The organism is Gemmatimonadaceae bacterium (assembly GCA_035533755.1).
GTDB lineage: Bacteria > Gemmatimonadota > Gemmatimonadetes > Gemmatimonadales > Gemmatimonadaceae > JAGWRI01.
This window is the reverse complement of record DATLTC010000087.1, coordinates 49528-63115: the sequence shown is the minus strand read 5'-3', so window position 1 is coordinate 63115 and position 13588 is coordinate 49528. Positions and strand designations below refer to the sequence as shown.

General features: G+C 71.0%; 12 protein-coding genes. 8 read left to right on the top strand and 4 right to left on the bottom strand.

The genetic code is table 11. The features are described 5' to 3' along the window. The 4 genes from VNE60_12225 to VNE60_12210 form a co-directional block, all read left to right on the top strand. A partial coding sequence (locus VNE60_12225; protein ID HVB32288.1) for an XdhC family protein occupies window positions 1-928 on the top strand: 928 nt, incomplete at its 5' end. Further along, complete coding sequence (locus VNE60_12220; GenBank protein ID HVB32287.1) at window positions 925-1527, top strand: nucleotidyltransferase family protein; 603 nt, start codon at window positions 925-927, stop codon at window positions 1525-1527. The genes VNE60_12225 and VNE60_12220, both read left to right, overlap by 4 nt. Before the next feature lie 108 nt (window positions 1528-1635). After that, window positions 1636-2322, top strand: a complete 687-nt coding sequence (locus VNE60_12215; GenBank protein ID HVB32286.1) for a hypothetical protein — start codon at window positions 1636-1638, stop codon at window positions 2320-2322. 70 nt (window positions 2323-2392) lie between these two features. Then, on the top strand, window positions 2393-3139 hold the full coding sequence (locus tag VNE60_12210) for a class I SAM-dependent methyltransferase (protein HVB32285.1): 747 nt from the start codon (window positions 2393-2395) through the stop codon (window positions 3137-3139). A gap of 9 nt (window positions 3140-3148) precedes the next feature. On the opposite strand, the gene VNE60_12205 is transcribed toward VNE60_12210, so the two are convergent. Together VNE60_12205 and VNE60_12200 are read right to left on the bottom strand one after the other, a co-directional pair. Next, a complete protein-coding gene (locus VNE60_12205) occupies window positions 3149-3523 on the bottom strand; it encodes a GntR family transcriptional regulator (GenBank protein ID HVB32284.1) in 375 nt (124 codons plus the stop codon). A gap of 55 nt (window positions 3524-3578) precedes the next feature. Then, entirely contained in the window at window positions 3579-3971 is a 393-nt protein-coding gene (locus VNE60_12200) for a hypothetical protein (GenBank protein HVB32283.1), read from the bottom strand. Window positions 3972-4117: 146 nt separating this feature from the next. Between VNE60_12200 and VNE60_12195 the strand changes: the two genes are divergently transcribed. The 3 genes from VNE60_12195 to VNE60_12185 all read left to right on the top strand — a co-directional run bounded on the left by VNE60_12195 (window position 4118) and on the right by VNE60_12185 (window position 10736). Further along, window positions 4118-6502, top strand: a complete 2385-nt coding sequence (locus VNE60_12195; protein HVB32282.1) for a DUF5916 domain-containing protein — start codon at window positions 4118-4120, stop codon at window positions 6500-6502. 111 nt (window positions 6503-6613) lie between these two features. After that, entirely contained in the window at window positions 6614-9619 is a 3006-nt protein-coding gene (locus tag VNE60_12190) for a prolyl oligopeptidase family serine peptidase (protein HVB32281.1), read from the top strand. 22 nt (window positions 9620-9641) lie between these two features. Further along, on the top strand, window positions 9642-10736 hold the full coding sequence (locus VNE60_12185; protein ID HVB32280.1) for an ion channel: 1095 nt from the start codon (window positions 9642-9644) through the stop codon (window positions 10734-10736). Between the two features lie 27 nt (window positions 10737-10763). Here the strand turns inward: VNE60_12185 and VNE60_12180 are convergent, their stop codons facing one another. Next, window positions 10764-11171 (bottom strand): hypothetical protein, encoded by a 408-nt coding sequence (locus VNE60_12180; protein HVB32279.1) that lies wholly within the window; start codon window positions 11169-11171, stop codon window positions 10764-10766. A 62-nt stretch (window positions 11172-11233) separates the two neighbouring features. Then, complete coding sequence (locus tag VNE60_12175; GenBank protein HVB32278.1) at window positions 11234-12895, bottom strand: amidase; 1662 nt, start codon at window positions 12893-12895, stop codon at window positions 11234-11236. Window positions 12896-13047: 152 nt separating this feature from the next. On the opposite strand from VNE60_12175, the gene VNE60_12170 reads away from it, so the two are divergent. Beyond that, window positions 13048-13569, top strand: a complete 522-nt coding sequence (locus VNE60_12170) for a DinB family protein (GenBank protein ID HVB32277.1) — start codon at window positions 13048-13050, stop codon at window positions 13567-13569. Window positions 13570-13588 lie beyond the last annotated feature (19 nt).

The following is a 13588-nucleotide window of genomic DNA, read 5'->3' as shown; positions in this document are numbered from 1 at the left end:
CGGCGAGATCGTGGGCGCGGTGACGATCGGCGGGTGCCTGGATGCGCGCGCCGCCGAAGCGAGTGACCGCGTGCTGCGTACGGGAAGCGCCGAGTTGGTGGACATCGCGCTCGCCGACGAGGACGCCTGGGATCTGGGGCTGGGATGCGGCGGCACGGTGCGCCTGCTCGTGGAAGCGGTCGACTTCGGGGGGCGCGCACACCCGGCCGTGGCCGCCTACGCGATCGCCGAACGGGCGGTGGCCAAGGGGCGACGCGCCCTGGTCATCGGCGCGCTCCTCGACGCCGGCCCTCGCCTGGTCGTGGACGCCGACGGCGCGCGGAGCGGGTCGCTTGGCGACGCCGCCGTGGATGCGCGCGTCGCGGCGCTCGCCCTGGATGGCGCGCGCACCGGGCCGCGGGTGGTCCGCGACGACACCAGCGGCCGGGAGTACTTCGTGGAGTGCTTCGCGCCGCCGGTGACCGCGGTGGTGTACGGCGGCGGCGAGGTGGCGGTGGTGCTCACGCGCCTTGCCCGCGAGCTGGGCATCCGCACGGTCGTCGTGGACGCGCGCGCCCGCTATGCCACCCGCGCGCGGTTTCCGCTTGCCGACGAGATTCGCGTGGGCGATCCCGGCGCCGTCGCCGCCGAACTGCCGGCCACGGCCCAGACGTTCGTCGTGATCGTGTCGCACGACTACAAATTCGAACTGCCGGTGCTGCGCCATGCGCTGCGCTCGCCGGTGGGCTACGTGGGCCTCATGTCCAGCCGCACGCGCGGCGCCAAGCTGCGCGAGGTGCTGGCCGGGGAAGGGTTCACGGCCGAGGAGTTGGCGCGCCTCCATACCCCCATCGGACTCCGGATCGGGGCCCGCACGCCGGCCGAAGTGGCGGTGAGCATCGCCGCCGAGCTGGTGGCCGTGCGCGCCGGCCAGGCGCCGCGCGCGTGAGCCCCGCGGACGGCGCGGGATCGCTGGCCGTCGTGGTGCTGGCCGCCGGCGCGGCGCGGCGGTTCGGCTCGCAGAAGCTCGTGGCGTCGGTGGGCGGGGTGCCGCTGGTGCGGGCCAGCGTGGAGCGCGTGCTCGCGGCCGGCCCCGAGACGACGATCGTGGTCGTGGGCCACGATGCCGATGCGGTGCGCCGCGCGCTCACCGGGTTGCCGGTGCAGATCGTCGTCAATCCGCGTGCCGATCAGGGGATGAGCGAGTCGCTCCGCACCGGGCTCGCGGCCGTGCCGCCGCACGCCGTGGCGATGGTGGTGGCGCTGGGCGACCAGCCGATCGATCGTGACGAGGTGATCCCGTCGCTGGTGGCGCGATTCGGTGGCGATGACGCGGCGATCGTGGCGCCCCGATATGCGGGGGTGCAGGGGCTGCCGGTGCTGTTCGCGCGCCGCGTATTTCCCGAGCTCGACGCGCTGCGCGGCGACGTGGGCGCGCGGCAGGTGGTGGCGCGCGATCCATCGCGCGTGGCGTACGTGGACTTCGATTTCGCGATGCCGCGCGACGTGGACACCCGTGCCGACCTCGATGCGCTGATCGATTCCTGACGCCGGCGATCTGGTCCGTTGGCGCCGAGCGCGGGTATTATTGCCATGGACGGCGCGTCCGTCGCGCCCATCGAATGCACCGCCCCCCTTCATGCTCGGGAGTCTCCCATGCGCCGGACAACGCTCGCCGTTCTCTTCCTCGCGCTGACCACGCCGCTCGCGACGCCCGCCGCCGCCCAGCGCGCCGGGAACAACGACCCGACCATGCGCGTGGCCGGCAGCGGCGTGTTTCCGGGTGGATGGCACGTGTTCCTCGATCCCAACCGGTTCGACCACATGACGGTCAAGGATCTGAGCTTCACGATGGCGGGCGACAGCTACCACGTGACGACGGGCCCGGCGGGGATCTACTGGACCGACAAGGACTCGGCGCCCAACGGCAGCTATACCGTGACGGCCACGTTCTCTCAGCTCAAGGCGCCGGGCGGGCACGGCGAGGCTTATGGGCTGGTGGTGGCGGGGCGCGACCTGACCAGCGCCGACAAGCAATCGTACGTGTACTTCGTGGTCCGCGGCGGCGACGACTATCTCATCAACCACCGCGCGGGCATGGCCGTGCACAAGCTGGTGAACTGGACGTCGAACGCGGCCGTGAAGGGCAAGGACGGCGCGGGCAAGGCCACGAACGTCCTGTCCATTGCCGTGGGCGCCGATTCGGTGCGCTTCCTGGCCAACGGCACGCAGGTGGCGGCGCTGTCACGCGCGGCGCTGGGCGATCTGTCGGGGAGCTTCGGGTTCCGCGTGAACCACAACTCCGACGTCGCGATCACGGATCTGCAGTTCAGGAAGCACTAGCCCGCGGGCGTGAACCTGGCCGCCGGGGCACGATGCCGCGCGGGCGGGCCGGGTCTCCATTCGGCGTGAGATGACGTTCAAGGATCACTTCACGGGTGCCGCCGCGGCGTACGCGGCTGCGCGCCCCACGTATCCCGACGCGCTGTTCCGCTTCGTGGCCGACCGGGCGCCGGCCCGGCGCCTGGCGTGGGACTGCGCCACCGGCAACGGCCAGGCGGCGCGCGATCTGGTGCGCTACTTCGCGCGCGTCGTGGCCACCGACGCCAGCGAGCAGCAGTTGGCCCAGGCGCCGCCGCAGAACGGCGTGGAATACCGGGTGGCGAGCGCCGAGCGCAGCGGGCTCGAGGCTGGGTCGGTGGACGCGATCACGGTGGCGACGGCGCTGCACTGGTTCGACTTCGAGGCGTTCTACCGCGAAGTGGAGCGCGTGCTGGTGCCGGGCGGGCTGCTCGTGGCGTGGAGCTACGGCAATGTGTGCGTGGACGCCGAGCTCGATCCCGTCGTGCGCGAATTCCAGCGGGAGGTGGTGGGGCCGTACTGGCCGCCCGAACGCCGGTACGTCGATGAGGGATACGCGACGATCCCATTTCCGCTGCGCGAGGTAGAGCCGCCGCGGCTGGAGATGCGCGTGCCGTACACGCTCGATCAGCTGCTCGCCTATCTGGCCAGCTGGTCGTCCACCACGCGGTACGTGCGGGCCACGGGCACCGATCCGATCCCGGCGCTGCGGGCGCAACTCGAGCCGCGGTGGGGCCGTGCGGGGGCTCGGCGCGAGGCGCGGTGGCCGCTCAACGTCCGCGCCGGCTACGTGTCGTAGAGCCGGTGCTCAGGGCGCGCCGCGCCGGGCGGCGCGGTCGAGGGCGGCACCGAGGTCGGGGGCGGTGAGGCCGTGGGCGTAGGCATCGCGGAGGGCGCGATCGGCGACCTCGTCGGCCATGACGCGGCGTTCGCCGTCGCCGGGCGGGGCTGCCCGCACGAAGGTGCCGCTGCCGCGGCGCGACTGGACCGTGCCGTGGAGGGCGAGTTCGTGGTAGGCCTGGAGGACGGTGTTGGGGTGGACGCCGAGCTGGGCGGCGAGGGCGCGGACGGGGGGCAGCGGACTGCCGGTGGCAAGATCGCCGCGGGCGATGGCGGCGCGGACGGCGTCGGCGATCTGGAGGAATATCGACCGGCGGTCGGCGGGATCGAGTTCGAAGTCCACGGTAGTAATCTAGTGCCCTAGTACACTAGAGCAATACAACGGCGGCTGCGAGGCGTCAGCTGCCTCCGCGGCGTATTTCGGCGCGCGCCAGACCTCCCAGGGCGCCGCCCACCAGCGCCAGCCCCACCGCCACCGCGCCGTACGCGAGCGGCTGGCCCGTGGGCACGGACATGCCGCGCACCACGGCGTCCGGCGCCCAGGCGAGCGCACCCACGTACAGCGATCCGGCCAGCACTCCGTGCACCAGCGGGCGCCGGCGCGCCAGGGCGGCGGCGGCATACCCGCCCGCGATCGCGGCGAGGCCGCGCATCACGAGGAGCAGCAGCAGGAGCGGCACCGAGGGCACGAGCGGGGCCCCCCGGTCGTGGAACACGACGGCGGTGCCCATCCCGCCCAGAGCGAAGATCACCGCGCTTCCCACCACGATCGCAAGGACCGAGCGAACCACGACGCGCCTCCCGGCACCGAGGCCTCAACATAGGCGCCGCCCCCCAGAACACAAACCAGACACGCGGGCCCTTGAACCCGACCGCCGGCGGAGCGATCCTCCGCGCCTTCGGGTCGCATCGCGTTGCCCTCCCCTCCTCGCCGCACATGCTCGCTCTCGCGCTCTCCCTGGTGTCCGCGCTCACGCTCGCCGACTCCGGCGCCACGTACAACGGCCGTCGCGGCGCCACGCACGCGCGGCCGCCGCGCATCGTGGCCGAAGCCACGATCGACGGCGTGATGAACGAGCCCATGTGGGCGAAGGCGGCGCGCCTCACGGGCTTCTCGCAGATCACCCCCGTGGACGGCGTGCCGGCCAACGATTCCACCGTGGTGCTGGTGTGGTATTCGCCCTCGGCCATCTACTTCGGGGTGCGGGCGTACGAGGCGCACGGCGCGCCGCACGCCACGCTGGCCGACCGCGACGCGATCGGCGCCGACGACAACGTGCAGATCCTGTTGAGCACGTTCAACGATGGGCGCCAGGCCCTGGTGTTCGGCGTGAATCCGCTGGGCGTCCAGATGGACGGCACGATGACCGAGATCACGTCGGTGAGCGGCGGGTTCGCCAACGGCGTGCAGGCGCGGCCGCAGGCCGACCTGAGCCAGGATTTCGTGTTCCAGTCCAAGGGGCGCGTGACCCCGTGGGGCTATTCGGTGGAGATCCGCATTCCGTTCAAGTCGCTGCGCTATCAATCGCTGCCCGAGCAGAGTTGGGGGATCAACGTGATCCGGCACGTGCAGCACTCGGGGTTCGAGGACACGTGGACGCCGGTGCGTCTGGCCGCGGCGGGTTTCCTGTCGCAGGAGGGCACGCTCGACGGGCTGCACGGCCTCGAGCGGGGGCTCGTGGTGGATCTCAACCCCGAGTTCACGCAGCGCGCGTCGGGGGCGCCCGCCAACCCGGCCGATCCGTCGTCCCGCTGGCGGTACGACGCCGGCGCGCCCCAACTGGGCGGCAACGCGCGGTGGGGGGTCACCGCCGACCTCACCCTCAATGCCACGATCAAGCCCGACTTCTCGCAGGTCGAATCGGATGCCGCCCAGGCGGTGTTCGATCCACGCCAGGCGCTCTACTTCGCGGAGAAGCGGCCGTTCTTTCTCGACGGCATGGACGGCTTCACGACGCCCAGCAATCTGGTGTACACGCGGCGCATCCAGCAGCCCACGTTCGCGGCCAAGCTCACCGGCAAGGTGTCGGGCACGACGATCGCGTTCCTCTCGGCGCTCGACGACCGCACGACGTCGCTGGCGTACGATCCGCTCACGGGCCGCGGCGGCCACAATCCGCTGTTCAACATCCTGCGCGTGCAGCGCGATCTGGGCACGGCGTCGCAGGTGGGCGTCACGTACACCGACAAGGAAGACGTGCAGTACTCCAACCGCGTGGCCGACGTCGACGGCCGCGTGGTGCTGGGCACGCTGTACACGGCCAACTTCCAGGCGGCGGCCAGCCGCACCGTGAGCGCCACGGGCATCACCACGGCCCCGCTCTGGGGCGCGACGCTGCGTCGCAACGGCCGCCGGTACGGCGCGAGCTACTCGTTCAAGGGGCTGGACACCGCGTTCGTGGCCGGCGCCGGGTTCATCGGCCGCGGGGGCATCGCCGACTTCGACGTCAACGAACGGTTCACCTGGTTCGGCGCGCCCGGCGGCGCGGTGGAGAGCTTCACCTTCAATCCGATCTACGACCTCACCTGGAAGTACGACCATCTGTTCCACGGGCGCGACGCCATCGAGAAGAAGTTCCACCTCAATGGCAACCTCGCGCTGCGCGGCGGGTGGTCGGTGGGCGCCGCGCTCCTGCTCGAGACGTTCGGCTACGATCCCCAGCTGTACCAGCACGTCTACGTGGCCCGGCCGCCGCAACAGGGCGGCGACACGGTGGCGTTCACGGGCACGCCGCGCCTGCCGAATCGCGATTGGGTGGTGACGCTCAACTCGCCGGGCTGGCAATGGTTCAGCGGCAACCTGATGTACGTTTGGGGGCAGGACGAGGACTTCGACGAGTGGGCGTCGTCGCGCATCCAGCTGGTGACCGCGAGCGGACTGGTGCGGCCCACGGGCAAGCTGCGGATCACGCCGTCGTTCACGCTGCAGGCGTACGGGCGCGCCTCCGACCACAGCTGGGAGAACGCGACGCGCATCACGCGAATCGAGACGGAGTACCAGTTGGCGCGGCCCCTGTTTCTCCGCCTCGTGGGACAGTACACCACCACCAACCGCCTGACGCTGGTGGATGAGTCGCGCACCGGTGGCGCGCTGCTCGTGCGCAACCCGGACGGCACCTACACGCCGTTGGGGGCGTACCGGCTCAACAACTTCCGCGTGGACTGGCTGCTCGCCTACCAGCCGTCGCCGGGCACCGTGTTCTACGCGGGCTACGGGAGTACGTCGGTTCCCGACGCGCTGCAGGTGGGGCAGCTCACCGACACCCGATTCCGGCAGGCCGACGCCTTCTTCGTGAAGCTGAGCTATCTGTTCCGCATGTGACGCGCGTCGCCGGCGCCCATTCGCAACCGCTTGCCGATGGAAACCCCCGCGACCGGGTGATACATTCGCGCGGGCCGATCGCCCTTCGATTCTCCAGCATGGAGCGGGAACATGAGTCGCCGTTCACCAACTCTCGTCGTCGCAGTGCTGGCCGTCGCCGCCCTGGCGGCGGCGCCGGAGCGGGCGGTCGCGCAGCAGCCGCCCGCGCCGGGCACCGCGCAGATGTCCATCGCCGATCTGCGGGCGTGGAAATCCATTCGCGGCCAGGCGGTCTCGCCCGACGGCCGCTGGCTGGCATACCAGCTCGTGCCCAACGACGGCGACGCCTCGGTGGTGATCCGGTCCACGACCGGCGACACCGAGCACCGATTCCCGGTGGGCGTGGTGGCGGCCGCGGGCTTCGGCCGCGGCGGCGGGCCGGCGGCGATCACGATCTCCGGCGATTCCCGATGGGCGCTGTTCGCGGTTGCCCCCACGACGCGTGAAGCGGAACGTCTGCGGGCAACGCACCGCCCCGCCGAATCGCAGGCGGCGCTGGTGAACCTGGCCACGGGCAAGGAGCAGCGGTTCCCGCGCATTCGCCGCTACGCGTTCGCGGGCGACCACCCCGAATGGATCGCGCTGTACACCGATGCCCCGGAGGCGGCGGCCGGCGCGGCCGAAGCGGCGGGCGGCGGGCGCGGCGGCGCGGCAGACGGCGCGGCGCCGGCGCGCATCGACGCCTCGGATCTGCTGCTCTACAACCTGTCGTCGGGCGAGATCGTGAACATCGGCAACGTGAGCGACTTCGGGTTCGACAAGACGGGCACGTATCTGGCGTACACCATCGAGACGCGTGACCGCACGGGCGACGGCATCCAGCTCCGCGATCTGCGCACCAGCGTCGTGCGCGCGCTCGACGGCGACCGCGCCATCTACCGCCGGCTGGCGTGGGCCGACAGCGGCCTCGCGCTCGCGGCGCTGCGCCTCGTGCCCGACAGCGCGGCGCGCGACACGGCGGTGAGCGTGGTGGCGTTCACGGGCTTCGGGCCCGGCGGCCCGACGCAGACCGACCTCGATCTGGCCGGCCGCGCCGACGCGCCGACCGGGCTGGCGATCAGTCCCGACCGCGGTCCCACCTGGTCGGAGGACCTGCGCACGCTGTACTTCGGCCTGCGCGACGCGCCCAAGCCGCTGCCGCGCGGCGCCGGGCGGGGCAACGACATGCAGTCGCTCATCAAGCCCGGCGCGCCGGGCATGGGCGGCACCGTGAATCAGCCCAAGACGGGCGCGCCGTCGGACGAGGATCTTCCGTCCCTCATCATGTGGCACTGGAAGGATCCGCGCCTCCAGTCGCAGCAGATCGTGCAGGAGCAGCAGGACAAGCGCTACAGCTACCTGGCCGAGTACCGGCTGGCCGACAACCGGGTGATCCGGCTGGCCAACGATTCGCTGCGCGACGTCTCGATCGCCCCGCACGATCGCTTTGCCTACGCGATGGGCAACGCGCCGTACCAGCGCGACGAGAGCATCACCGGGCGCGCGTTCGTGGACATCTACACGATCGATCTGCGCACGGGGGCCGAACGCCGTCCGGTGCGGAAGGTCATCACGCGCGTCGTTCCCTCATCCGACGGGTCGCACCTGCTGTACTGGGGGATGGACGCCAACTGGCACCTCATCGACATGGCCACCGGCGAGGAGCGCAATCTCACCGCCGGCTTGCCGGTGACCTTTGCCAATGTGGAGGACGACCACTACAACCTCGTGCAGCCGCCCGAGCCGGTGGTGGGCTGGTCGTCGGACGGCGCCTGGGTGCTGCTCTCCGACGGGTGGGACGTGTGGAAGGTGTCGGCCACCGGGGCGCCCGCGGTGAACCTCACGGGCGACGGGCGCAGGGACCAGATCCGCTATCAGCGCCGCGCGCTCGTGGCCGCCGACGAGAAGAGCATCGATCTGTCCGCGCCGTTGTACTTCCAGACCTACGGCGAATGGACCAAGAAGGCCGGCCTGTCGCGCGTGGATGGCGAGAAGGGCGGGGCGGTGCGTCTCATGTGGGACGACGCGGCGTTCAACTTCCTCAAGGCCAAGGACGCCGCCGTGGTGCTCTACTCGCGGTCCACGGCGCGCGACTACCCCGACTGGTACCTGGCCAATGCGTCGTTCTCGGGGGGTACGCGGCTCACCGACGCCGATCCGCAGCAGAAGGAGTTCGCGTGGACCAGCGGCACGCGGCTCATCGACTACACCAGCGCCAAGGGCGACAAGCTGCAGGGCACGCTGGTCCTGCCGGCGCACTACACGCCGGGCAAGAAGTACCCGCTCCTCGTGGAGATCTACGAGAAGGAGTCGCAGGGGATGCACAACTACACGGTGCCCAGCGATACGCGGGCGCCGGATGTCAGCGTGTACACCAGCCGGGGCTACGCGGTGCTCGAACCGGACATCGTGTACCGCGTGAACGATCCCGGGATGTCGGCGGTGTGGTGCGTGGTCCCGGCGGTGGAAGCGGCGATCGCCACCGGCATCGTCGATCCGGCGCGCGTGGGATTGCACGGGCACTCATGGGGCGGCTACCAGACGGCGTTTCTGGTGACGCAGACGCACATCTTCGCGGCGGCGATCGCCGGCGCCCCGCTCACCGACATGGTGAGCATGTATGGGTCGGTGTACTGGAACGCCGGCATCGGCGACGCCCAGATCTTCGAATCCAGCCAGGGCCGGTTCAAGGGCAGCTTCCTGGACAACTGGGACGCCTACGTGCGCAACTCGCCGGCCTTCCACACCAAGAACGTGACGACGCCGCTGATGATCCTCTCGGACGACAAGGACGGCGCCGTGGACTTCAACCAGGGCATCACCTGGTACAACGATCTGCGCAACGCGGGCAAGAACGTCATCCTCCTCACGTACGTGGGCGAGAACCACGGACTGGCCAAGCCGGTGAACCAGCGCGACTACGCCATGCGCATGGCGCAGTTCTTCGACCATTACCTCAAGGGCGCGCCGGCGCCCGACTGGATGGTGAACGGGGTGCCGCGGCTCAAGATGGACGCCGAGCTCAAGGCCATCCGCGCCCGCGTGGACTCGAGTCTCGCCGCCTCGCGCGAGGCGGCCGGCGGCGCGCGCGAGCCATGACCCCCACGGAGGGGCGCGCGACGTGACGCCGGCCGAAGTGGGCGGGCCGGCGAACCCGGCGGAGGAGCCGAAGGATCTCGGATTCGGCACTGTCGTGGGGCAGGAGCACGCCCAGCGGCTGCTCAACCGCGACGGGTCGTTCAACGTCAAGCGCGGCGGCCTGCCCAGCCTGGCGTCGCTCAGTCTGTACCACGCCCTGCTCAGCCTGTCGTGGCCGCGGTTCATCGGGTTGCTCGTGGGCGGCTACCTGTTCGTGAACCTGCTGTTCGCGGCGGCGTTCATGGCCTGCGGGCCGGGCGCGCTGGGCGGCGCCGCCGCGGCCACGATGGGCGGGAACTTCGCGCGCGCGTTCTTCTTCAGCGTGCACACCTTCGCCACGATCGGCTACGGCAACGTCGTGCCCGTGGGCGTGCCGGCCAACGTCCTCGTCACGGGGGAGACGATCGTCGGCCTGCTCGGCTTCGCGCTGTCCACCGGCGTGCTGTTCTCGCGGTTCGCGCGTCCCACGGCGCGGATCATCTTCAGTGACCTCGCGGTGGTCGCGCCCTATCGCGGCGGCACGGGATTCATGTTCCGCCTCGTCAACGGACGGTCGAGCCAACTGATCGAGCTCGACGTGAAGGTGCTCTTCTCGCGCATCACGGAGCGTGGGGGCATGCGCCTGCGGGCCTACGATCAGCTCAGACTGGAACGCACGCACGTGGTGTTCTTTCCGCTGAGCTGGACGGTGGTTCACCCGATCGACGCGTCGAGCCCGCTGTTCGGGCTCTCCCAGGAGGACCTGCGGGCCTGCGACGCCGAACTGCTCATCCTGCTCAGCGGCATCGACGAGACGTTCGCGCAGACCGTGCACGCGCGCACCTCGTACAAGGCGGACGAGATCGTGGTCGGCGCGCGGTTCGCCAACATCTACAATCCGCGCGCCGCCGACGGATCGGAGAGCATCGACGTGTCGCGGCTGGGCGAGATCGTGCGGGTGTCCGACGCCGATCCGGGGCTCCCCACCGACACGGCCACCTGGCACCACACGGGACACTTCACGGGGTTCGCCCCGCCTCCGGTGCCTCCGGGGGAGCGGCCGACGCGGTCGGGCCGCCCGCCGTCGTCGCAGAGCTAGGGCCGCCGGCGCCGCGCGCCGCCGGCGTCATCCTGGCGGCGTGTCGGGCAGTGCTCCCGATTGGTCCGATCCCCGCAACTCCTCGGTGCGCGCGGCCGATACCGGCATCTTCTTGAGTACGGCGTCGCGGCACGCGGCGAGCACGGCCTCCAGCGCCTCGATGCCGTCGTCGGTGGCCTCGTAGAACAGGTCGTTCACCGCGGTTTCGGCGCGCTCGAGCTGATCGACCAGGGCCTTGGCGTGGCCGCGGCTGGGCATCACGCCGCACACCTTGGGCGTGGCCCGGTTGCCGCACGCCTTGCGGAGCACGACGACGGCGCCGCGCTTGCCGGGTTGCACGTAGTAGGCGGATTCGGCGCCTTTCGGGGGCCGGCCCCGCTTGGCGCCGCGCTTCTTCGCTGGGTTCGCCCGTTGTCTGGCCATGTCCGTGATCACGTCTTCGCGAAGTCGATGAAGAATACTGCGAACGGTCGCGTGAACCTAGTGGCGCCGCGTGATCAATCGAGATCGGCCGTGGGCAAGTATCGCGGGGCCACGCGCGCTTTCGTGGTCTGTTCGTACGCATAGGCGATCCGCAGGAGCACGGGCTCGCTATAGGCGCGGCCGAAGAACGAGAGCCCCACCGGCACGCCGAACACGTAGCCGCACGGCACCGTGATGCTCGGATACCCCGCCACCGCGGCGGGCGTGGTGCTGGATCCGCCGCCGCCGGGGTCGCCCTTCACGAGGTCGATGAGCGGCGCCGGGCCCGACGTGGGCGCGATCAGCGCGTCGAGCCGGAACTTGTTCATCGTCGCGTCGATGCCGTCGGTGCGGGCCATGCGGTGGTTCTTGGCCAGCGCCTTGGCGTACTCGGCGTCGGGCGGGCCCTTCTTCTGCGCGGTGAGAAAGGTCTCCTGCCCGAAGTATTTCATCTCGCGCTCGTGGTTGGCCTCGTTGAAGGCGATGAGGTCGGCGAGCGTCCTGGCCGGCGACGACGGCCCGAGGCCGGCGAGATAGGCGTTGACGTCGGCCTTGAAATCGTAGGCCAGGACGTCCCATTCCGAATCGCCGTACTGGCCGGCGGTGGCGAGGTTGGCGGGGTCGATGACGATCGCGCCGGCGCTCTTCATCTGGGCGATGGCCGCCTCGACCAGCGCGTCCGTGGCCGGGCTGTACCCCATGTAGCGCTCGCGGGCCACGCCGATGCGCGCGCCCTTGAGGCCGCCCGCCGAGAGAAACCTGGTGTAGTCCGCCTCGACGTGGCCGCGGTTGGTGGCCGTGGCGGGATCGCGCGGGTCGGCGCCGGCGATGGCGCCGAGCAGGATGGCCGCGTCGCGCACGCTCCGGGCCATCGGGCCCGCGGTGTCTTGATTGTGCGAGATGGGGATGATGCCGGCCCGGCTCACCAGTCCGACGGTGGGCTTGATTCCGACGAGCGAGTTGGCGGACGACGGCGCGAGGATCGAGCCGTCGGTCTCGGTGCCGATGCCCACCGTGCAGTAGTTGGACGCGACCGCGGCGCCGGTGCCGGAGCTCGATCCCGACGGCGAGCGGTCGAGGGCGTACGGATTGCGGCACTGCCCGCCGCGCCCCGTCCACCCGCTGGACGAGTGGGTGGACCGGAAGTTGGCCCACTCGCTGAGATTGGTCTTGCCGAGGACGATCGCGCCGGCGGCGCGCAGGCGCTCGATCACGTGCGAGTCGCGGGGCACCGTGGCGCCGATCAGGGCCAGCGATCCGGCGGTGGTCATCATCCGGTCGGCGGTCGCCAGGTTGTCCTTGACCAGGATGGGCACGCCGTGGAGCGGCCCGCGCGGCCCCTTCGCGCGGCGTTCGGCGTCCAGCGCGTCGGCGATGGCGAGCGCGTCGGGATTGGTCTCGAGCACCGCGTGCAGCGATGGGCCCGTGCGATCCATGGCGGCGATGCGCTCCAGATACCGCTCGGTGAGCGCGCGCGACGTGAACCGCCCCGAGCGCAGTCCGTCCTGCACGTCGTCGATCGACAGTTCCTCGAGTGGGGGCGGTGCATGCGCTGCCGCCGCGGCAGGCACCAGCGCCGACGCCTGGCGCAAGTCGCGGTGGACCACCGCGGCCATACCGGCCAGCGCCGAGGCGCCGATGAACTCGCGGCGGGAGAGTGGCTGGTGATCGTCGGGGGCGTGCTCGTGGTCGCGCATCAGATCCTCGGGTTCGGCTCGCCGGGGAAACTGCGGCGCCCGAGGCGCGATGACAACCACCTCCTTGTCATTACTTTGCAGCCAGGCGAACCGCGCGCGCCGGCACCGGACCCCGCCGCCGCGCAAACCATCCATGACAGGGAGATCCCAGCATGAGCGCCATCGAACGCCCCGCCGCCGACGAGTACGCGCCGTTCTACGCCACGTACGTGGGCGGCGTGCCCGACGGCGACATCGTCGACGTGCTGGCGCACCAGGGCCGCGCCGTGACGGAACTGCTCGGCGGGCTCAGCGAAGCGAAGGCGGGCTCGCGCTACGCGCCCGGCAAGTGGAGCGTGAAGGAAGTGGTGGGCCACATCACGGACACCGAGCGGATCTTCACCTATCGCGCGCTCCGCATCTCCCGTGGCGACGCGACGCCGCTGGCCGGATTCGATCAGGATGCGTACGTGGCGGCCGCGCAGGCGGACCGCCGGTCGCTGGCCGATCTCGTGGCGGAATTCCAGGCGGTGCGGGCCGCGACGCTGGCGCTGTTCGGCGCGATGGGCGCCCAGGACTCGCGGCGCGCCGGATCGGCGAACGCGGTTCCGGTGACGGCCCGGGCGCTGGCCTACATCGCGGCCGGCCACGAACTGCACCATGTCGGCATCCTCCGGGATCGCTACCTCGCGTGACACCAACGGTATAGCCGTG